Origin of the sequence: Clostridium sp. AM46-21, from assembly GCF_003480025.1 — a bacterium.
Lineage (GTDB): Bacteria > Bacillota > Clostridia > Lachnospirales > Lachnospiraceae > Coprococcus > Coprococcus ammoniilyticus.
The window spans coordinates 60487-81424 of record NZ_QUIB01000010.1; the positions used below are offsets into that span (position 1 = coordinate 60487).

General features: G+C 43.6%; 18 protein-coding genes and 2 pseudogenes. 6 read left to right on the forward strand and 14 right to left on the reverse strand.

Going from position 1 to position 20938, the window contains the following annotated elements:
* Positions 1-16: 16 nt before the first annotated feature.
* From DW959_RS08275 to DW959_RS08285, 3 genes and pseudogenes are all read right to left on the reverse strand, one after another.
* A pseudogene (locus tag DW959_RS08275) lies at positions 17-2316 on the reverse strand (molybdopterin cofactor-binding domain-containing protein).
* The gene (locus DW959_RS08280; RefSeq protein ID WP_118615862.1) at positions 2297-2782 is read right to left on the reverse strand and encodes a (2Fe-2S)-binding protein; all 486 of its coding nucleotides are present in this window, start codon (positions 2780-2782) and stop codon (positions 2297-2299) included. Before DW959_RS08280 ends, DW959_RS08275 begins: the two are co-directional and overlap by 20 nt.
* Entirely contained in the window at positions 2773-3573 is an 801-nt protein-coding gene (locus DW959_RS08285; RefSeq protein ID WP_118615864.1) for an FAD binding domain-containing protein, read from the reverse strand. The genes DW959_RS08280 and DW959_RS08285 overlap by 10 nt, the downstream gene beginning before the upstream one ends.
* 130 nt (positions 3574-3703) lie before the next feature.
* Between DW959_RS08285 and DW959_RS08290 the strand changes: the two genes are divergently transcribed.
* The 6 genes and pseudogenes from DW959_RS08290 to DW959_RS08315 all read left to right on the forward strand — a co-directional run bounded on the left by DW959_RS08290 (position 3704) and on the right by DW959_RS08315 (position 9333).
* Positions 3704-4801, forward strand: coding sequence for an ABC transporter substrate-binding protein (locus DW959_RS08290; protein WP_117808417.1), 1098 nt, complete (start codon positions 3704-3706; stop codon positions 4799-4801).
* Positions 4785-5762, forward strand: a complete 978-nt coding sequence (locus DW959_RS08295) for an iron ABC transporter permease (protein ID WP_118615914.1) — start codon at positions 4785-4787, stop codon at positions 5760-5762. The genes DW959_RS08290 and DW959_RS08295 overlap by 17 nt, the downstream gene beginning before the upstream one ends.
* On the forward strand, positions 5759-6556 hold the full coding sequence (locus DW959_RS08300) for an ABC transporter ATP-binding protein (protein WP_118615866.1): 798 nt from the start codon (positions 5759-5761) through the stop codon (positions 6554-6556). The genes DW959_RS08295 and DW959_RS08300 overlap by 4 nt, the downstream gene beginning before the upstream one ends.
* Entirely contained in the window at positions 6553-6888 is a 336-nt protein-coding gene (locus DW959_RS08305; RefSeq protein WP_008401492.1) for a LysR family transcriptional regulator, read from the forward strand. Before DW959_RS08300 ends, DW959_RS08305 begins: the two co-directional genes overlap by 4 nt.
* The gene (locus tag DW959_RS08310; protein WP_243023368.1) at positions 6821-7918 is read left to right on the forward strand and encodes an NTP transferase domain-containing protein; all 1098 of its coding nucleotides are present in this window, start codon (positions 6821-6823) and stop codon (positions 7916-7918) included. The genes DW959_RS08305 and DW959_RS08310 overlap by 68 nt, the downstream gene beginning before the upstream one ends.
* 72 nt (positions 7919-7990) lie before the next feature.
* Positions 7991-9333, forward strand: a pseudogene (locus DW959_RS08315) (MATE family efflux transporter).
* A gap of 26 nt (positions 9334-9359) precedes the next feature.
* Here DW959_RS08315 and DW959_RS08320 read toward each other — a convergent pair.
* The 11 genes from DW959_RS08320 to xseB form a co-directional block, all read right to left on the reverse strand.
* Positions 9360-10706, reverse strand: coding sequence for an MATE family efflux transporter (locus DW959_RS08320; RefSeq protein WP_118615870.1), 1347 nt, complete (start codon positions 10704-10706; stop codon positions 9360-9362).
* Positions 10699-11148, reverse strand: coding sequence for a MarR family transcriptional regulator (locus tag DW959_RS08325; RefSeq protein ID WP_021944748.1), 450 nt, complete (start codon positions 11146-11148; stop codon positions 10699-10701). Before DW959_RS08325 ends, DW959_RS08320 begins: the two co-directional genes overlap by 8 nt.
* Positions 11149-11431: 283 nt before the next feature.
* A complete protein-coding gene (locus DW959_RS08330; RefSeq protein WP_118615872.1) occupies positions 11432-12808 on the reverse strand; it encodes a sodium-dependent transporter in 1377 nt (458 codons plus the stop codon).
* Between the two features lie 105 nt (positions 12809-12913).
* The gene (locus DW959_RS08335; protein WP_118615874.1) at positions 12914-13999 is read right to left on the reverse strand and encodes a SpoIVB peptidase S55 domain-containing protein; all 1086 of its coding nucleotides are present in this window, start codon (positions 13997-13999) and stop codon (positions 12914-12916) included.
* 142 nt (positions 14000-14141) lie between these two features.
* Positions 14142-15827: a DNA repair protein RecN gene (gene recN, locus DW959_RS08340; protein ID WP_243013914.1), complete on the reverse strand. Its 1686-nt coding sequence runs from the start codon at positions 15825-15827 to the stop codon at positions 14142-14144.
* Between the two features lie 130 nt (positions 15828-15957).
* Positions 15958-16308 (reverse strand): arginine repressor, encoded by a 351-nt coding sequence (locus DW959_RS08345; RefSeq protein WP_347475342.1) that lies wholly within the window; start codon positions 16306-16308, stop codon positions 15958-15960.
* Between the two features lies 1 nt (position 16309).
* On the reverse strand, positions 16310-17158 hold the full coding sequence (locus DW959_RS08350) for an NAD(+)/NADH kinase (protein WP_226801086.1): 849 nt from the start codon (positions 17156-17158) through the stop codon (positions 16310-16312).
* Between the two features lie 16 nt (positions 17159-17174).
* A complete protein-coding gene (locus tag DW959_RS08355) occupies positions 17175-17969 on the reverse strand; it encodes a TlyA family RNA methyltransferase (protein WP_021944754.1) in 795 nt (264 codons plus the stop codon).
* A 2-nt stretch (positions 17970-17971) separates the two neighbouring features.
* The gene (gene dxs / locus DW959_RS08360) at positions 17972-19843 is read right to left on the reverse strand and encodes a 1-deoxy-D-xylulose-5-phosphate synthase (protein WP_118615876.1); all 1872 of its coding nucleotides are present in this window, start codon (positions 19841-19843) and stop codon (positions 17972-17974) included.
* A gap of 5 nt (positions 19844-19848) precedes the next feature.
* The gene (locus DW959_RS08365; RefSeq protein WP_242997365.1) at positions 19849-20733 is read right to left on the reverse strand and encodes a polyprenyl synthetase family protein; all 885 of its coding nucleotides are present in this window, start codon (positions 20731-20733) and stop codon (positions 19849-19851) included.
* Positions 20720-20938 (reverse strand): exodeoxyribonuclease VII small subunit, encoded by a 219-nt coding sequence (gene xseB, locus DW959_RS08370; RefSeq protein ID WP_117823484.1) that lies wholly within the window; start codon positions 20936-20938, stop codon positions 20720-20722. Before xseB ends, DW959_RS08365 begins: the two co-directional genes overlap by 14 nt.

Below are 20938 nucleotides of genomic sequence, written 5' to 3' on the forward strand. Positions count from 1 at the left end.
TGAATTCTCCTCATCTTTATTCTTTTTCATCCAACATGGACATCAATATCTTTTCCGGAGTGATCGGAAGTTCTCTGTGCCATACGCCTGTTGCACGATAGATTGCATGTGCAATTGCAGGTGCAGGTGTATTGATCACTATCTCTCCTATAGACTTGGCTCCAAATGGGCCTGTCGGTTCATAACTGTGTTCAAATTCTACCTGAAGATGTCCCATATCAAGGCGGGTTGGAATCTTATACTGCATGAAACTGGATTCAATCGGACCTCCTCTTTCATTGTAGGTGACATTCTCAAACAGTGTATGCCCGATTCCCTGTACGATGCCGCCTTCTGCCTGAATGCGTGCCAATGCCGGGTTGATAGGAATTCCACAATCAACAACAGCTACATAATCCAAAATTTTACCTCTCCTGTATATCGGTCTAACTCAATCTCAACCATGCCGACCATATAAGGCGGAGGCGATACAGGTGAAGAATGGGAAACCGTTGCTACTGCTGCGATATCATTTGCAATCTGGTCTTTTACACTAATCTCGGCAAGTGACACACTTTGATCTGTATTGACCCGACATGCCCTTCCATTTTCAAAGATCATTTCCTCCGGACTGCAGGAAAGCATACCGGCTGCTATCGCACAAAGCTTTTTTTTCAGTTTCTCACAGGCAAGTTCTACGGCCTTACCCGTAACATATGTTGTAGATGATGCATACGAACCGGAATCATATGGTGATGCATCTGTATCTGCCCCAAATACAGCTACATCATCCACGGAACAATCCATACATTCTGCCACCATCTGAGCCAGGATCGTGTCACATCCGGTTCCCATATCTGCAGCACCGATGATCAGATTAAATGTTCCGTCATCGGCCAGCTTTACCGTTGCCGATCCGACATCCAGATTGGAGATACAGGAACCTTGCATCGCCATAGCTACTCCGGCTGTTCTGACCTTTCCATCTCCTATCTCACGAACAGGATATTTCTCGTCCCAATGAAAGAGTTCTTTGCATTTTGCCATACATTTATCAAGTGCGCAGGCATTTGCTGTCTCTCCATAATATGCCGGCATCTTCATTCCTTCACGGATCATGTTGTTTTCACGGATTACCGTCGGATCAATTCCAAGTCTTTCTGCAAGTTCATTTACAGCACTTTCCAGTGCAAATATACCCTGTGTCGCACCATATCCCCGGTAAGCACCGGCTGCCATCGTATTGGTATATACTACATCATAATTAAACCGATATGCTTCAAGTCCACCTGTATAAAGGGGAATCGATTTATGTCCGCTCAGACCAACTGTTGTAGGTCCGTGTTCTCCATATGCTCCTGTATTTGAAAGTGTATACAGATCCAGTCCGCGGATATGTCCATCCCGGTCTGCTCCCAGACGTACACGGACTTCCATCTCATGCCGCGGAGAACCGGCAATCTGACTCTCTTCTCTTGTAAATATAAGTTTGGCGGGTTGTCCGGTCTTCAGTGTGACAAACGCCGGATATACTTCACTGACTGCTGTCTGTTTTGCTCCAAAACCCCCACCGATTCTTGGTTTCTCAACACGTATCCTGCTCTTTGGAATGCCCAGTGCTCTGGAAAGGATACGACGCACATGAAATACAATCTGTGTAGATGAGATCACATGAAGCCTTCCATATCGGTCAAAACAGGTATATGTGCGGAAAGTTTCCATCATTGCCTGGTTAAACGCCCGCATATGATATGTGTGTTCGAACACCTCATCACAATCCGCTATTACAGCATCCACATCACCATCTCCGTTTTTTTCACTTGCAACCAGATTTCGTCCGGGATCTCCTCCAACTTCCATAGGTGGAAACCAGTCCTCCTCCGGGTGTACAAGGACAGCACTATCCTTTGCCTGATGAAAATCAAGAACCGGTTCGAGAATATCATATTTCACTTTTATCAGCTTCATTGCTTTTAAAGCAGCTTTCTCATCCGTAGCCGCAATAATAGCAACAACATCCCCTACAAAACGTACATGCCGGTCTATGATCAGCCGATCATAGGGAGATGGTTCCGGATATGTCTGTCCTGCAATCGCAAACCTCTGCTTTGGAACATCCTTCCATGTATAAACATCTACAACTCCCGGAACTTTTTTTGCTATTGCTACGTTGATATCTTCTACAATAGCATTGGCATATGGGCTTCTTAAAAGCTTTACCGTCAAAGCATCTGATGATGTAATATCATCAACATAAACCGGTTTTCCCAAAAGGAGCTGCATTGCATCTTTTTTACGAACCGAATGATTGACTGAATTATACTTCTTTTCTTCCATGAATGCCCTCCTTTGATCTCTTATGTTCCAGATAATTTCGAATTCCCCGCAACTGACCTTCATATCCGGAACATCTGCAAAGATTTCCTGCCAGATAAGCACGGATCTCATCATCTGTAGGATCCGGATTCTCTCGCAATAATGCAATCGTGTTCATGACAAATCCGGGATTGCAAAATCCGCACTGATCAGCTCCCTGATCTGCAATAAATCCGACAAATTCAGAAGCTTCCTCCTGAAGTCCCTCTAATGTCTGTACCTCATGACCAGCTGCCCTTGCTGCCGGCACTGAACAGGAAAGCACAGGAATGCCGTCCAAAAAGACTGTACATAATCCGCAATTTGCAGTTTCACAGCCTCGCTTTACACTGTAGCAACCATGCTTTCTCAGAAAATCGATCAGAAGCAGATCCGGTTCAATAGAATCCACCAGTTTTTTTCCATTTACAATTATTGTTATCTCCATTTCTGCTCCTCTCTCAATTTATTTAATAATCGCTGACTTAATACACGAACCAATCTGGAACGATACTTTGCTCCGGCTCGATGATTACTTCCTGTCGGAATATGTTTCTCTGCCCACATAGCAAAGTTCTCTATAGAGTCTTCTGTCAGTCCCTCTGACAGAAGTCCTTCTTCATCCAGAAGAAGCATCGCTCGTCCCGGTCTTGCTCCCACTGATAAACGATATTCCCCACCTACAACAGAAGCCGCACATGCGATCACCGGAAAATCAGTACTTTGATTTCTTACAGATGCATAAGAGAAGCACCCGGACGTTTTCTTTATAACAAGACGAACCAGAATATCCTGATCCGGTTTCTGCCCCACAAATTCTCTAAGTGGTATTCTCCCACCCTGATATAATTCCACATATGTATCCATGGCAAGAAATACCGTCAGCACATCAGAGAAACCAAAACGTCCCCAGATACTTCCACCTACCGTTGCCAAGTTACGAAACTGTACACCGACAATATCTTTTACAGCGTCTCTGACAGAATTTTGTGTATAATTATTTAAGCCTCTATGCAATTCAAGCTGTCGTAGAGATACCATCGAACCGATAATGATCTCATTCTCTGTCTCCTCGATCTGATCCAGTTTCAGATCACACAGATCAATTGCTGTCAATATCGTCCGGTTCTGCATCTTTGTCCATAACATTCCACCGATTATACAGCTACCTTTTTTTTGATTTAACTGATAAGCCTCTTCCAGACTTTTAACACGTATATAATTCTGAATTGTTACCATAAAAAGCTCCTTTAAATGTTGCCTTAGCCGCACTATATCAAAATATATTATAGTAAAAATACTTGTTTTTGAAAAGATGCTTTGCTACAATACCGTTGTATTATTCGAAATATAACGAAAAGGAGTTATTATGAAAAACACACTAAAAAAATACTTATCCTTATTATTAATCTGTTCCCTGCTTTTATCTCTGGCAGGCTGTAATACTTCATCAAAGCCTGCAGACACAGGGACAACCGCTTCATCAGAAGCAACCTCAGAATTATCATCAGAAGCTTCTTCAGATGATGTGTCTACAGAAGCTGCCGAAAAAGAAACCTCTTATCCGATCACAGTTACGGATCAGGCAGACCGCACCGTTACCATTGAAAAAGAGCCAACTAAGATTGTAAGCGGATATTACATTCCTTCCAGTCTTCTGATCGCACTTGGATTATCGGACAAGGTGGTAGGCATTGAGGCAAAGGCAGACAAAAGACCAATCTACAAACTGGCTGCTCCGGAGCTTCTGGAACTTCCAAATGTCGGAACAGCAAAGGAATTCGATCTGGAAACCTGTGCTTCTCTTTCACCGGATCTTGTGATTTTACCGTTAAAGCTAAAAGATGCCGCAAAGAGTCTGACAGAGCTTGGTATTCCTGTGTTACTGGTAAATCCAGAAAGTCCGGATCAGTTATCCGATATGATCAGTCTTATTGCCACAGCTACAAATACCCAGGATAAAGCAGACCAACTGCTTGACTTCATTAATCAGGAAAAAGAAATGCTTACTACTTCTCTTGCAACCGCAGACGACACTCCGAATATTTACCTTGCAGGTAATTCTTCTCTCCTGTCAACTGCCGGTCCAGCTATGTACCAATCAGGTATTATCGAACTTGCAGGCGGTAAAAATGTAGCATCTGATATCTCTGATACCTATTGGGCCGAGATTAGCTATGAACAGCTTCTCTCCTGGAATCCTGATTATATTATTCTTGCTTCCGATGCAGAATATACAGTAGACGATGTATTAAGCGATCCGAACCTGAAAGACTGCACAGCAGTAAAAAATAACCACGTTTATGCCATTCCGGGAGATATCGAAGCACTGGATAGTCCTGTACCTGCTAGTATTCTGGCTTCCATCTGGCTTGCCGGAATCCTGCATCCTGATCAGGTTTCAACTGATACTTATACGAAAGAGATGAATTCTTTCTATGAAACATTCTATGGAATCAAAAAATAAAGTAAATTTATATCTTATTGCCGGAAGCGTAGGTCTGATTCTTCTGACAGCAGCTTCCCTGTTTATCGGAAAATACAGGATCACCCTGACCGGTCTGATAGCCGGAGACTCCATGCAATGGCGAGTATTTCTTACGCTCCGCGCCAGCCGCGCTGTTATCGGTGCTATCGGAGGATTTGTCCTTGGCATGGCAGGTTTTGTCTATCAGACCGTTTTTCGGAATCCTCTGGCCTCCCCTGATATCATTGGCGTATCTTCGGGAGCCAGTGCCGGTGCAGCATTTGGAATTCTGTTCTTATCCGGTTCTATGGCGATCACAGTCTCTGCTTTTGCAGGGGCTGTTTGTTCTGTTATCCTTGCACTGGTATTATCTTCCTTAACCGCAGACCGGGATGGTCACAGCATTGTACTTGCCGGAATCGCTGTTCACAGTCTCGCACAGACGGCGCTGGTTTGTCTGAAATTAATCGCAGATCCGGAAAAACAACTGGCATCAATTGAATATTGGATCATGGGAAGCCTAAATGGAATCAGCATCTACTCCATAAAAGGAAATATTATCCTATGTCTTTTCTGTTCAGTCATTCTATTCTTATTATATCGACAGATCATTCTTCTCTCTTTAGATGATAATGAAGGAAAAATGCTCGGTGTAAATGTACAGCAGATTCGTCTGATTGTTTTATTGATTGCGACACTGGCTGTTTCCAGTGTGATCAGTATGACTGGACTGATCAGCTTCGTATCTCTTCTGGCACCACACGGAGCACGTTTATTACTAAAAAATAACCGGCTATCCACCATGCTGTTAAGCGGACTGATCGGTGGATGTCTGCTAACCATGGGAGATATATTTGCTCGTAGTATAGCATCCACAGAACTGCCTGTAAGTATCTTTACAAGTCTTTTAGGAGTCCCATTCTTAATCTATTTATGTATAAGGAGAAATGATCGAATATGAAATTACTGACTGTAAACAATCTGTCTGCCGGATATAATGGAACAGACATTATCAAAAATATCAGTTTTTCCGTCGACTCCAGTCAGATTATTGGTATACTTGGGGCAAACGGTTGCGGAAAAACCACCTTGATCAAGTCCCTGGCAAATCTGCTTCCCCATACGGGGAACTGTCAGCTTGATACAATTACCGTAGAATCAGTTTCCCCAAAAGAACTGGCAAGGCTTTGTGGATATATACCACAAAATAACAGTATCTCTTTAGATCTCACGCTTTTTGATGTAGTTATGATGGGGTTCAACCCTGAACTGAAACTGTTGCAGACTCCAACCCGGCAAATGAAAGAAACAGCTATACAGGCACTTATCGATGTTGGTCTTGGCAACCGGATGTATGATAATTTTCAAAGTCTGAGTGCCGGTCAGAAACAGTTATGTATATTAGCACGTACATTTGCAGGCAAACGAAAACTTCTTCTTTTGGATGAACCGGAAAGTGCCTTAGATTTTCGGCTACGTTATCAGGCAATGGATCTTTTACAGGATTATATCCAACAAAATCATGCTTCTGCCCTGATCACACTACATGATTCAGCTCTGGCGCTAAATTATTGTGATTCACTTCTGATCCTGTCAGACGGCAGATTGATCGGTACGATCATTCCATCCGAAACATCAATTTCCGATATGGAACAGCTTCTTTCCAAAATATATGGTACAATCAGTCTGTCAAAGCTTAACGATCGTCTTGGAAATAGCAGGCTTGTTATGATGAAGGAGGCTGAAACATCTTGAAAGCAATAACAAAAATTTACTTTGTAAATGATAATAACGAAAAATTTTTTGGGGCCGGACCATGCCAACTGCTTCATATGATCGAAGAAACCGGCTCTCTCCGTTCTGCATCAATCTCTATGGGACTTGCCTATACAAAGGCACTCCGTATGATCAATAAGGCAGAAAAAGAACTAGGATTTTCTCTGACAAAACGTAGCACCGGCGGCAGATCCGGTGGTGGAAGTACTCTGACTCCAGAGGGAAAGGAATGGCTGAAAAAATATGAAACCTACCGGAATGCCTGTAACGAGGCCAACAGCAAACTCTATATGGAGATCTTTTCAGACTAGTGGAAAAAAACATCTGGTTCTGACAGGAGCATCCGGAAGTGGAAAAACAACACTTCTGTCATCTCTCTTTTCCTCCCCGATGCCCGGTGTTACCTCCTGGGTAGTACCGGAAAAAGGAGTCTACCTGAAAAACAACTGGTCAAAAGAAATAATCCAGATTGGACGTTATCATCCGGATCCAACCCATAAGAGAAATCAGATGCTTGCTATTCCCGAAAGCTTTGATGAAAAAGGAACCGCATTCTTACATTCCTGTCTGCATACAACTTCCGAATGGATCACGATTGATGAAATCGGCTTTCTGGAAAGTAATTCCTGCAAATACCGGCAAGCTATACGAACCTTAATGAAGCACAAACAGCTTCTCATGGTCGTGCGAAAACAAAAGCTTCCGTTTCTGGAGGAACTGCGTAACCATAAGGATGTTTTCCTTGTGGATCTCGATCAACCATATGGAAATGCAGGCTGTATCATCATGGCATCCGGTCAGGGTACCCGCTTTGGTGGAAATAAGCTGCTTGCTGATTTCAATGGACAACCATTGATCGATTTCTCTCTTAACATTATTAAGAATCTGTTTACAACATCTGTCGTGGTAACCATTCACAAGGAAATTCAGAGCCTATGTATAAAACAAAATATTCCGGTACTGCTTCATACCTTTCCGCATCGAAACGATATGATTCGCCTCGGTCTGGAAACCATTGGTGATCATATCGATCGCTGCGTCTTTCTCCCCGCCGACCAGCCTTTGCTTCAAAAAGAATCCATGATCTCGCTGCTTCTTTGTGCGGAAAATGACAGAAACTCAATCTGGCGAACCTGTTATGGCGATATAGTCGGTTCTCCTGTTATCTTTCCGGCTGAATTTTTTGAGGAACTTCAGAATCTTCCTTTAAGAAAAGGCGGCAGTCTGGTAATAAATAATCATCCTGATCGTATCCGTACCTTTTCTGTTTCAGATATAAACGAACTAAGGGATATTGATACACCTGATGATTTATCCCAATTACTCCACGGGAACCTTTAATCATTCTTGACATTTTATTTTATCGTTCTATAATTCATCATGTCATAAAAAAAGAAATGAGGACGAATAAAAATGAACAAGGATCTGACCGTAGGGAAACCGGAATCTGTGCTGTGGCGTTTCTGTCTGCCACTATTTGGAAGTGTGATCTTCCAGCAGCTCTATAACATTGCCGACAGTCTGGTTGCCGGAAAATTTATCAATGAAAGTGCTCTTGCCGCTGTTGGCAACAGTTACGAGATCACATTGATCTTTATCGCATTTGCATTTGGATGCAATATGGGATGCTCGGTTATCGTATCCAGATTATTTGGAGCAAAAGAATATCGGAATATGAAGACGGCTGTATCGACCACCTTTATCTTTACGGCTGTTTTACTGGCTGTTATGGTGATCGCAGGTCTGTTCACCAGCCGGGAACTGCTTGCTCTGATTCACACTCCTGACGATATCATGGACGCTTCCCTGCTGTATCTGAACATCTATATCTATGGTCTTCCATTTATGTTCTTTTACAACATTGCAACCGGAATCTTTTCCGCTCTCGGTGATTCCAGAACTCCATTTATCTTTCTTGCAATATCATCCGTTTCCAATATATTTGTCGATATCTTATTTGTAAAATCCTTTCAGATGGGAATCGCAGGTGTTGCCTGGGCAACCTTCCTCTGTCAGGGTGTCAGTGCTATTCTGGCTGTCGCTGTTGTGATACGCCGTCTTACCAGTATCAAGACAGACGGCCGTTTCCGGTTCTTTGATGGCAGCATCTTAAAACAGATCTTGGTCGTTGCTATCCCAAGCACCTTACAGCAGAGCTTATATCCATCGGAAATATTATCATCCAGAGCGTTATCAACGACTTCGGAACCAGCGTTATCGCCGGATATTCTGCGGCTGTCAAGCTGAACAATCTGGTCATCACCTCTCTCACCACACTGGGAAATGGTATCTCGAACTATACCGCCCAGAATATCGGTGCAGGCAAGATCGACCGTATCCGTTCCGGCTTCAAGGCTTCCTTAAAGCTGGTCTGGCTGTTATGTATTCCATTTGCATTGTTGTATTTCACCTGCGGAAGATGGCTGTTGCTGCTCTTTCTTGATAACCCGACTGCAACTGCGATCAAGACAGGTATCGTTTTCCTGTGTATCCTTGCACCATTTTATTTCATCGTTTCCATCAAATTAATGGCAGACGGAATCCTGCGTGGCGCAGGTATCATGAACAAATTCATGATCTCCACCTTTACCGATCTGATCCTTCGAGTAGTCTTATCCATCATCTTTTCAAAGATGTTCGGTTCTGTCGGTATCTGGTGCTCCTGGCCGGTCGGCTGGTGCTGCGGAACTGCAGTCTCCGTCCTCTTTTACCGCGGTGAACAGAAACGGAATTTTAAAAACGCATTTGAAGCATAGAGAAGCTATAACTTCTTTTAGCAGCTTTAAAGCGACTTGTCTCTCATCTTCTTATTCATATGAATATAGAAGATGATATTGATCACAATACCAAATATCGTTGCAACCGGTGCTGCAAGTCCGATCTTCGTCAGGCTGGCATCCGGCTGGATACTCATATAATAGGCCAGCGGCAGGCGGACAAGCAGGGTCTGGATCAATCCCTGTATCATAACCCACAGCGTCTTGTCATGTCCATTGAAATATCCGATCATGCTAAACAACACCGCTGTTACGATGGTCTCCAATGCGAAGCCCCGCAGATAATCATATCCTTTCTGAACAACGATTCTATCAGTTGTAAAGATTCCTGTCAGAAGATCTCCTTTAAACATTACAAAGATAAATACGATACATCCGATCACGAGGCCAACACCGATTCCGGAATACATTGCTTTCTTCGCCCGCTTCTCATTTCCGGCTCCCACATTCTGCGAAACAAAGGATGCCATCGACTGCATCAGGGAGCTTGGTATCAGCATGGCAAAATTTACAACCTTACAGGCTACACCATAACCCGATGATGCTTCCAGTCCCAGACGATTCACGAACGCACATAATGCTAGAAAGGATCCCTGGGTCAGGCACTCCTGAAGTGCCAGTGGCAGTCCTGTTTTCAGTGCTTTTCTACAATGCTCATTCAATCTGAAATCTGCCTTCGTGATCGTAAATGAAAGCTGCTTCTTTATAAGCAGACAGATCGCAAATACCACGCTCACTGCCTGTGCTGCTACAGTTGCGATCGCAGCTCCTGTCGCATCCATATGACAGCCTGCTACCAGGATCAGATCCCCAATGACATTTACCACACAGGCAACTGCCACAAAGATCAATGGGGATTTACTGTCTCCGAGTCCACGAAATATCGCCGCCAACAGGTTATATGCAACAATAAAGAAAATGCCTGCTCCACAGATACGGACATAACTTGCGGTAAGTCCTACTGCCTTTTCCGGCGCCTGCATCAGTATCGCGATTGGCCGCGAAAAGGCAATCATCACAACAAACAGCACGGCTGAGATCACCGCAAATACGATGGCAGATCCACCGATCAATGCTCCGATCTGTTCCGGCTTCTTCTCACCGATATATCTCGCGATCAATACTGTAATTCCCATAGCAAGCTGTGTGATCACAAATGTAACCAGATTTAAAACCTGACTTCCGGTCGATACCGCAGACAGACCGGAGGTACTGCCAAATCGTCCAACCACCAGAAGGTCAACTGCTCCATATGCCGCCTGTAATACAAGTGCACCAAGCACCGGCATCATAAACGGAATTAACTTCCCAAGTATACTTCCCTGTGTAAAATCTGACTTTGAACTATTCAATGGTAACCCTCCTCTCACTCATGACCTTATAGAATTTACTGATCGTATCGATCATACAGTCCGCTTCATCATCTGAAATGTCATCCATATATCGAACTAAACGACTGTAATAATTCTTATCATATTTATCTGACAGCAATTCACCTTTCTCTGTGATCTGAATATAAGTGATCCTGCCGTCCTCCTCTGAAGCATATTTGCTGAGATACCCTTTGCTTTCCATCTCTTTTACCGTCCTTGTCACGCCCGGTCTTGGCAGCTTCAGATAGTCACTGATATCGGAAATCTTTACATGCTCCTGCTGCTCCTTAATGATATGTATGACATCCATGTACTGAATATATGCTGGTGTAACACCCTCTGGCAGCTCCGGAAGCAATTCCCGGATACGTTTTGCCAGATAACAGGCATCTAACATCCGTTTGATCTTATCTGCATTCATGCTCTGATACTCCCTTCTGATCTTAATTTGTTGAAAAAATCTCTCATAAAAACTGCTCTTTCCCTGCAAATAATGATATAAATTTACTTTCATTTGATAATTACCTTTGTTAATTACCATAGGTAATTATATGGGTGTGTACATAAAATGTCAATACAAAATTCTTGAAAACAAAAAATCTCCCTTTGACTGCGATATATTTTCCACAGTCAACAACTGCGGTCATAATACAGACAATGGGGAGATTTTATTTATATTTTTAAATGAAGTTTTGCTTTTTATCCTACATCGAGATCCAGCCAAGTGCATTTGCAACCGAGCTTGCAAGAATGATCAGGGCGAAGACCGGACATATGTATTTGATCATCACAACAAAGATCTTCTTTCTGCGGAATGCACCCTCGCCATGACGAATCTCTTCTTCTATCTTATCGATTCCCACAACTCTTGAAACCAGTAAGCAGGTCATAAGTGCTGCGATCGGCATCATAACCGAATTCGTCAGGAAATCAAACAGATCTAAGAACTGCATACCGATGATCTTTACACAGGCGAGCGGTCCATATCCAAGTGATGACAGACTTCCAAGGATCAGCATGATCACACCTACAAAAACAGTTGCTTTCTTTCTGCTCCAACCGATCTCATCCTCAAATGTAGATACTGCACTCTCTGTCAGTGCGATTGAGCTGGTTACTGCTGCAAATAAAACCAACAGGAAAAACAGAATACCGACTATTGTTCCAAGTCCCATATTCTGAAATACCTTAGGGATCGTTATAAACATCAATGAAGGACCTGCCTGTAAGGTGTCAGGATTACCGCCTGAAAATGCGAATACCGCAGGAATGATCATAAGTCCTGCCATGATCGCAATCGCCGTATCAAACACCTCAACATTCCTTGTAGCATCCTCGATCGCCGTATCCTTTTTCATATAAGAACCAAATGTGATCAGAATACCCATTGCGATCGACAGGGAATAAAACATCTGTCCCATCGCCGCTACCACAGTCATCCATGAGAAATTATCAAAATTCGGAACAAGAAAATACTTCACGCCCTTTAATGCCCCCGGTCTTGTCACTGAATATACAGCAATAAGAATCGATAACACGATCAGTACCGGCATCATAATCTTTGATACACGCTCAATACCATTCTGAACACCTGCAAAGATGATCCCAAGCGTAAACAGACAGAATACGATGAAACAAAGCTCTGTCGAAACGCCATTCGAGATAAAGTCCGTAAAATATCCATCCCTTGCCAGATTCTTTCCATTTCCTTTGACATATTCCACCAGATATTTGATAACCCAACCACCGATCACCGAATAATACGGTACGATCAGCACCGGTATGATCGCATTGATCCAGCCGCCAAAGGACAACCATTTCTTCTTACCAAATGACCGAAACGCTCCGACCGGACTCTTTCTTGTCATACGACCGATCGCAGACTCAGCAACAATCATCGTATATCCAAATGTGAGTGCCAGCAGAATATAGATCAGAAGAAAGATTCCTCCTCCGTACTTTGCTGCCAGATACGGGAACCGCCATATATTTCCAAGACCGACCGACGCTCCTGCCGCCGACAGCACATATCCTATCTTCCCCGAAAATGAACTTCTGTTGTTATTGTTTTGTATATCCATCGTACTCTAACTTCTGCTCCATGTACCCTGAAGCAAAATATCCCTTCTCTTTTTTCTTTTAACAGTGTACAGCTTCGATTCTAACATGAATGATCGATTAAGTCACTACTTTATCATATTTTCAATAAATACAGCATACCCTTCCGTAGGATCATCCACAAGCACATGTGTAACCGCACCGATCAGCTTGCCATTCTGTACGATCGGGCTTCCACTCATGCCCTGACAGACACCGCCGGTAAGTGCGATCAGATCCTCGTCCTCTACCTTAAATTCCATATTTTTATTGGCTGTATCGGTATGAACCGCCAGAATGTTGATCTTGTATTTTTTCAGATTCCCATCCAATCTGGAATAAATATATGCCTCTCCGGTCTGAACTTCATCAGGATCTGCGATATACATGGCTTCTGCAGCTTTGTAATGCTTCGCCACATATTCTTCATCGAGATATCCGCCGATTCCGTTATCATAATTACCTTCTACAATTCCGATCAGATCCTTCTTGTAAAGGATCGTTCCCTGAAGCTGCCCCGGCATCGACACAAAGGATCGGTTGATCTTCGTTATATGTGTAGTATAGATACCCCCACCGGTGCTGCTGATCTTAAGCCCGGTATCATTATCCGATACGCTGTGTCCAAGTGCCATAAACTGATTGCCACATAGGAAGGTCACTGTTCCGATACCCGATATATCATCCTTCACCCACAGTCCTAACATATAAGCATTCTTATTTGTTTTCACAGGTGTAACCTCTGCTACCTGTGACTTTCCGTCCCGCAGAAATGTAAGTCTCATAGTTCTGGTATTATTCCCGGATAAAGCCTGCATCAGTTCCTTTTTTGTTGATATGGCTGTTTCATTCACAGCTGTGATGTAATCTCCTGTCTGAAGCAGGCCGTTACAGGGAGAGCAAATCTCTCCCTGTGCAGTTTCCACCTCGTCACAATCTACGACCATAACGCCATCTGTTTTCAGATAGATCCCGACCGGTTCGCCGGACGGTATTACTTTCTGTCCGGACAGATCATCGAATACAAGCTCCGCATCTTCATACCTGATCTCCTGATCTCCGATATTTTCATTCCAGAAATAAGCCACTGCCAACAGTGTAAATGCGATCAGATCCAAAATCAAAAATCCAATCAGCAACGAACGGTAACGACTTGAAGTTTTACTTTCTTCCATCCTAACTTCTCCTTTCCATTTACAGGCTGCTCTCAGAAAATCCACCGTAGAGACTTTGGCTCGTTGTCCGCGTAAACCATAAAAAAGAGCAGCAACTGATTTATTGCTACTCTTAGTATTGGTTATTTTGTTCTGTTTTTAATTAGTGTATTTTTGCTTTGTCTGCCAGTTCTTTCATATCCCTGGCATTTTCAACCGCGGCATTTGTGATCTCTGCACCGCCAAGCAGTCTGGCAATCTCAAGCACAGATTCTTCCCGGTCTAACTTGGAGATCTGCGTGATCGTCTTGCCATCCTTTACCACTTTTTCAATTCTGTAATGGCTGTCCGCCATTGCTGCAATCTGTGGCAGATGCGTAATACTGATCACCTGATGCGCTTTTGATATAACCGCAAGCTTTGCTGCCACACTTGATGCTGCTCTGCCGCTGATACCAACATCAATCTCATCAAATATCAGAGTATCAATGTTATCTTCCGATGCCATGCAGGATTTGATCGCCAGCATGATCCTCGAAAGCTCACCGCCGGATGCAACCTCATAAAGCGGACGTTCCTTTTCTCCGACATTTGTCGATACAACAAAGTAACAGTCGTCGATACCGGAAGTTCCCGGATGTGTCAGACGATCAAAATGCATATCGAACCGGATCTGATTAAAACTCAGATCTTCCAGTGCCTCTGATACCCGCTTACATAATTCTTTTGCCTGAATCTTTCGTTCTGCACTTAAAGCTTCCGCCGCCTGATCCAGTTCTTTTTTTGCTGTTTTCACTTTCTGTTGCAATTCTTCCGCATATTCCTCATACTGCACAAGCTTTGCTTCATCCTGCTTCAGCTGCTCCAGATAAGCAAGTACATCATCTAGGGTTCTTCCATATTTTCCTTTTAAATTATTAATGGTATTCAGCCGATCTTCAACCTCATGGAATTCAGACTCATCGAATTCCATACTCTGCATATAATCACTGACCGATACATTAAAATCATTTAACAGCGAATCAATATTTGTAAGCTCACTGAAGATGCTCTCTATCTCCTCATCCAGACCTTTTATCGCTTTTAAGCTTGCAAGCGCACGTCCGATCTCATTTCCGGCAGATGCGTTCCGGTTATACCCTGTGATCGAATAAACCTCAGAAACTGCTTCTACAATATCCTTGGCATTCACCATCTTACGGTACTGCTTCTCCAGTTCTTCATCTTCACCCGGAACCAGCCTGGCACCTTCGATCTCTCCTGCTTCAAACCGGATATATTCCAGTTTCCGTTTCCGCTCGCCTTCATCCATCTGTCCTTCTTCCAGTTCTTTTCGAAGATCTTCAAATGTTTTATAGCAGTCTTCATATTTCTGTTTTAATGAAGCAAGCGGTCTTTTTGCAAATTTATCCATAATATTCAAATGCTCTGCCTTCTTCAACAGGATCTGCTGCTCATGCTGTGCATGCATATCCACAAGAAGTGCCGAAACATCTTTTAACTTTGCTGCTGTTACTGTCTGGTCATTAATAGTATTCATGGTTCTGCCATTTACTATTCGTCTGGTTATGATGATCTCTCCATCCTCTGACGGTGTAACCCCAAGCTCCTGCAGCTGCTTCACCAGTGATTCATCATCAATAAAAAATAATAACTGACAGAAGCCTTCTTTTTCCGGATCTCTCAGCATATCTTTGGGAAGCTTGCCTCCCATACCAATCTTTAAAGCTCCCATAATAATAGACTTACCTGCACCGGTCTCACCGGTTAAGATATTCAGTCCATCTGTAAAATTGATATTTGCATCTTCAATCAATGCAATATTTTTTATGTGTACATTTAAAAGCATATGTCCTCCTGTGTATTCCATGCACAAAATAACAGAATTTACATCTTTTCAATCTGCGCCTTGATCGACATCGTCAGGTTCTTATCCTTCACAGCAAGGAAGATCGTATCATCTCCTGCGATACAGCCCATCAGCCATCAATAGCCATATGATCCAGTGCAGCCGCTACAGCCATGGCAACACCGGAGATTGTCTTGATCACGATCAGGTTCTCTGCTGCATCTACAGAAATAATTCCTGTGCTCAGAACCTTCTTATAGGAATCCAGCGTCTCATAACGATTGTTCTTCTCAACGGCATACTTCTGTCTGGCTCCCGGTACGGATACCTTGGTCAGATTCATTTCCCGAATATCTCTGGAAACAGTTGCCTGTGTTGCCTGAAATCCCTCTTCCTTCAGTTTCTCCAGAAGATCATCCTGTGTTTCAATATCATATTTTTCAACAAGCTCCAGTATCTTTGCCTGTCTTTGATATTTCATCTCAGTTTCCTCCTAATTTATTTCTAAGTATCTCATAAAAATTTACATTACTTGCTTTGATCAGTCTGGTTATCTTCTCCGCCTTGCGGATATCTACCCGGTCACCAACAGATAATTCCACATCATTACCACCATCAAAAGAACAGATCGCCTCTGTATCCTGTGTCTTACGCTTCTTGGTGATCTCTATCGTAATCTCCTCTTTACCGGATAATACGATACTCTTTGCAGTCAATGAATGTGGTGATACCGGCGTGATCACTAATAGCTCTGCATCCGGGCTGACGATTGGCCCTCCCGCTGACAGATTATAGCCGGTTGAGCCTGTCGGTGTCGATATCACAACACCATCTGCCTCATATGTATCAAGCACCTGTCCATCAACAGACACATTAAGTCCGATCAGTCTGGAAAATCCTGCCCGGCTGATCACGATATCATTTAAAGCACTCTTGCGATACGTTGTGCCATCCGCTTTCGTAACCGTACCTGTGACCATCATTCGTTCTTCAATCGTAAAATCATCCGTCAGCAGCCGATCCAGTATCTCTTCGATATTTGCAACTTCCCCTTCTGTCAGAAAGCCTACCGTACCCAGATTAATGCCAAATAACGGTATATCAATATCTTCCGTCTCACCTGCCATGCGCAAAAGCGTTCCATCACCACCAAGAACCAGTACACAGTCAAACTGCTCTTTCTTTAAAGCTTCCCAGTCCGAAGACTCCAGATGGAATACATCCCGCACCATACAGGCTGCTCCATGCGCTTCCAGATAACTCTGTATTCTGTTTGTAACTGTCGAATCGGTGTCCTTATCGGGATTCACCACGATCATAAAACGATTCATCGGATCTTTACTCCTCTTACAGGCATCTGTGTGATTCTTCCACCATAGCCTTTATATCAAATTCTTTATTTTCCTTCGTCTGATCCTTTGTTATGTACAAAAGATACTCGATATTTCCTTCCGGTCCCTTGATCGGTGAATAGCTTAAGTCAAGTGTTTTAAATCCGATCTGTCTTGCGAAGTCAACGATCATCTCAACCACTTCTACATGCACCTTCTGATCTCTGACAACGCCCTTCTTACCGACCTTTTCTCTGCCGGCTTCAAACTGCGGCTTGATCAGACACACGATCTCTCCGTCGTCTGTCAGAAGCTCTTTTACCGGAGGAAGCACCTTTGTCAAAGAGATAAAGGATACATCAATCGATGCAAATGCAATCCTGTCTTCGATATCATCCGGTGTCACATAACGGATATTTGTTTTCTCCATACAGACAACCCGCTCATCGTTTCGAAGCTTCCATGCAAGCTGTCCATGTCCGACATCCACCGAATACACCTTGACTGCACCATTTTGCAACATACAGTCCGTAAATCCACCGGTTGAAGATCCAACATCCATTGCCACTTTTCCTGCAAGACTTACTCCGAAGCAATCCATTGCCTTTTCAAGCTTTAAACCACCGCGGCTCACATATTTTAATGTGTTGCCTCTTACTTCTATCTGTGCTTTCTCATCAAATGTCGATCCTGCCTTGTCTTCCTTTATGTTATCTACATAGACAATGCCCGACATGATGATCGCCTTTGCTTTTTCTCTGGACTCTGCAAGTCCACGATTTACCATCATTACATCCAGTCGTTCTTTCATCTCTACTCCATTATGTCCCGAATCCGTCTGTATATGGATTCAGCATCTATCTTCAACATCTTTCTCAGTTCTTCTACACTTCCATGACGGACAAAGGTATCTTCGATTGCGATCGGAAGCACCTTCACATCACTTGCCTTTGATTCCAGATATTCCTCAACCAGAGCACCATAACCGCCATGCAGAATACCTTCCTCGATCGTTACGATCAGCTTATGGGTCTCTGCCAGATGGTCGATCATCTCTTTATCTAATGGCTTGATAAATCTTGCATTGACAAAGGTCACCTGTCTGCCTTCCTGTAGGAACCGGTTATATAATTTCTCGGTTTCTTCCACCATATTTCCAACCGCTACTAATGCGATCTCACTTCCCTCACGGAGGATCTCGCTCTTTCCGTATTCGACCGGCTCATTATAATCTTTCAAACCGTAATATGCCTGTCCTCTGGCGTATTTGATCGCAATCGGTCCGTCATAGGTTACTGCCCATTCCATCGCTCTGGTCAGCTCATAGCGGTTCTTCGGAGCCATAATGACCAGATTCGGAATATGCGATAAAAATGCTGTATCAAAGATTCCCTGATGTGTCTCACCGTCTGCCCCGACCAGCCCTGACCGGTCGATTGCAAATATAACATGCAGATTCTGCATACAGACATCATGCAGGATCTGATCGTAAGCCCGCTGTAAGAAGGAAGAATATACCGCTACCACAGGGATCATGCCCTCCGCAGCAAGTCCTGCCGCAAATGTTACCGCATGTTCTTCTGCAATTCCCACATCAAAGGTTCGATCCGGGAATTCCTCTGCAAATTTATTGACTCCGGTTCCCTTGCTCATTGCAGCCGTGATCGCAACGATTCGATTATTTTCTATTCCAAGTTCTACCAGTTTTCTCGCAAATACAGCAGTATAAGATAAACCTTTTTCTACATTTTTCACTTTTCCGGTTGCAACATCAAAAGAACTGATCCCATGGAAATAGCATGGATGCTTCTCCGCATATTTATACCCTTTTCCTTTGATCGTTTTCACATGAACCAGAATCGGTTTATTTAACTTAAATGCACGCCGGAAGGTTTCTTCCATCATGCGTATATTATGACCATCGATCGGTCCGATATAAGTAACACCCATTTCTTCAAAGAACATTCCGGGAACGAATATCTGCTTTAAAGAGTCCTTTGACCGCTTCAATCCTTTCGCAAGCTTCTCACCTGCTACCGGTATATGCATCAGCGCTTTCTCGATTCCGTTTTTCAGATCATTATATGGCTGACCGACACGAAGCTTACTCAGGTAGCTTGACATTCCACCTACATTGTGGTCAATCGACATCTCATTGTCATTCAGCACGACCAGACATCCGGTCTTGACCTCTGCCATGTTATTTAGCGCTTCATAAACCATACCACCGGTGAAAGAACCGTCACCAACAACGGCTGCGATCTTCTCCTGTGTTCCTTTGATTCCTCTTGCACATGCCATACCAAGTGCTGCTGACATCGCAGTCGAACTGTGTCCTGTATTAAAAGCATCACAATCACTCTCACTGGTCTTGGGAAATCCGCTTAAACCGCCAAACTTCCGTAACGTTGTCATCTGATCTTTTCGTCCGGTCAGGATCTTATGCACATAGGACTGATGTCCTACATCCCATACCAGCTTATCAGCCGGGAAATCCATCGCACGGTGAAGTGCGATTGTAAGTTCCACGCACCCAAGGTTTGACGCCAAATGCCCACCCGTCTCGCTGACATTTGCAATCAGAAACTCTCGGATATCCTGTGCCAGCTCCGGCAGATCTTTCTCATCTATTTTCTTTATGTCATTTGGTTCTTGTATTCGATCCAGTATACTCATATCTTTCATCTCTGTTATTTCTTTCTGTTGACCAGTTCCAGAATCAATTCATCCAGAAATTCATTCTTATACGGAAGCTGATCCAGTCTTGTAACCGCACGCCTGGATATCTCCGCGACATCCTTCTTGGACTCCTCAAGTCCGTGGACCGTGACATAAGTTACTTTACCATTTTCTTCATCTGAGCAGACAGGTTTTCCAAGCACTGCGCTGTCACCCAAAATATCCAGAAGATCATCCTGGATTTGGAATGCCAGTCCGATATCCGATGCGATCATCTCAACCTGCTTCAATTCGTCTTCCGTTGCTCCGGCAAGAACTGCACCGATCATCATGGATGCTTCGATCAACGCACCGGTCTTATTCTCATACACAAAATGAAGCTGATCACCACTCATCTGCTTCCCTGTCATCTCTACATCTACAACCTGGCCACCGATCATTCCGTTTACACCTGCTTTTTTTGCAAGGATCGTGAATGCTCTGGCAACAGTCTGATCACCCGGTTCCAGCTCAAATGCCTTACAGGCTGTCTCAAATGCATAATTTAAAAGCGCATCACCAGCAAGGATCGCCATTGCCTCACCAAATACCACATGCGAAGTCTTTCTTCCTCTGCGGTATTCATCATTATCCAATGCCGGCAGATCATCATGGATCAGGGAATAGGTATGTATCATCTCGATTGCTGCCATAAACGGCTCTACAACTTTTCCTGTTCCGCCAAACAAGCGGTAGGTTTCCTGCATTAATAACGGACGTAGTCTCTTTCCGCCTGCCTGAAAGGAATAATTCATTGCCGTAAAGATAGTTTTCTGAAACCCTTCTTCTGCCGGTGCATATGTGTATATAATATCCTGTACTTCTTTTGTCCGAAGTTCTAATTTATTCTTTTCCACTGTTCTCTCCACTCAATACGATCATTTCTTTTTCTACATCACACAGATTGTCCTTACATGCCTGAACAAGCTGTACGCCCTCTGCATAGGCTGCCAGACTGTCCTTTAACGATGTCGCAGGATTCTCTAAGACAGCCGTGATCGCTTCTATTTTCTTCAGGGATTCCTCGATCGAGAAATCCTCCTTTTCCATCTTCTCTGCCAT

Coding starts and splice junctions, on each gene's coding strand:
- DW959_RS08280 (WP_118615862.1), bottom strand. CDS start 2,782: ATGGAGATAACAATAATTGTAAATGGAAAAAAACTGGTGGATTCTATT.
- DW959_RS08285 (WP_118615864.1), bottom strand. CDS start 3,573: ATGGTAACAATTCAGAATTATATACGTGTTAAAAGTCTGGAAGAGGCT.
- DW959_RS08290 (WP_117808417.1), top strand. CDS start 3,704: ATGAAAAACACACTAAAAAAATACTTATCCTTATTATTAATCTGTTCC.
- DW959_RS08295 (WP_118615914.1), top strand. CDS start 4,785: ATGGAATCAAAAAATAAAGTAAATTTATATCTTATTGCCGGAAGCGTA.
- DW959_RS08300 (WP_118615866.1), top strand. CDS start 5,759: ATGAAATTACTGACTGTAAACAATCTGTCTGCCGGATATAATGGAACA.
- DW959_RS08310 (WP_243023368.1), top strand. CDS start 6,821: ATGAAACCTACCGGAATGCCTGTAACGAGGCCAACAGCAAACTCTATA.
- DW959_RS08325 (WP_021944748.1), bottom strand. CDS start 11,148: ATGAATGCAGATAAGATCAAACGGATGTTAGATGCCTGTTATCTGGCA.
- DW959_RS08330 (WP_118615872.1), bottom strand. CDS start 12,808: ATGGATATACAAAACAATAACAACAGAAGTTCATTTTCGGGGAAGATA.
- DW959_RS08335 (WP_118615874.1), bottom strand. CDS start 13,999: ATGGAAGAAAGTAAAACTTCAAGTCGTTACCGTTCGTTGCTGATTGGA.
- recN (WP_243013914.1), bottom strand. CDS start 15,827: ATGCTTTTAAATGTACACATAAAAAATATTGCATTGATTGAAGATGCA.
- DW959_RS08345 (WP_347475342.1), bottom strand. CDS start 16,308: ATGAAATATCAAAGACAGGCAAAGATACTGGAGCTTGTTGAAAAATAT.
- DW959_RS08350 (WP_226801086.1), bottom strand. CDS start 17,158: ATGAATCGTTTTATGATCGTGGTGAATCCCGATAAGGACACCGATTCG.
- DW959_RS08355 (WP_021944754.1), bottom strand. CDS start 17,969: ATGAAAGAACGACTGGATGTAATGATGGTAAATCGTGGACTTGCAGAG.
- dxs (WP_118615876.1), bottom strand. CDS start 19,843: ATGAAAGATATGAGTATACTGGATCGAATACAAGAACCAAATGACATA.
- xseB (WP_117823484.1), bottom strand. CDS start 20,938: ATGGCAGAGAAGATGGAAAAGGAGGATTTCTCGATCGAGGAATCCCTG.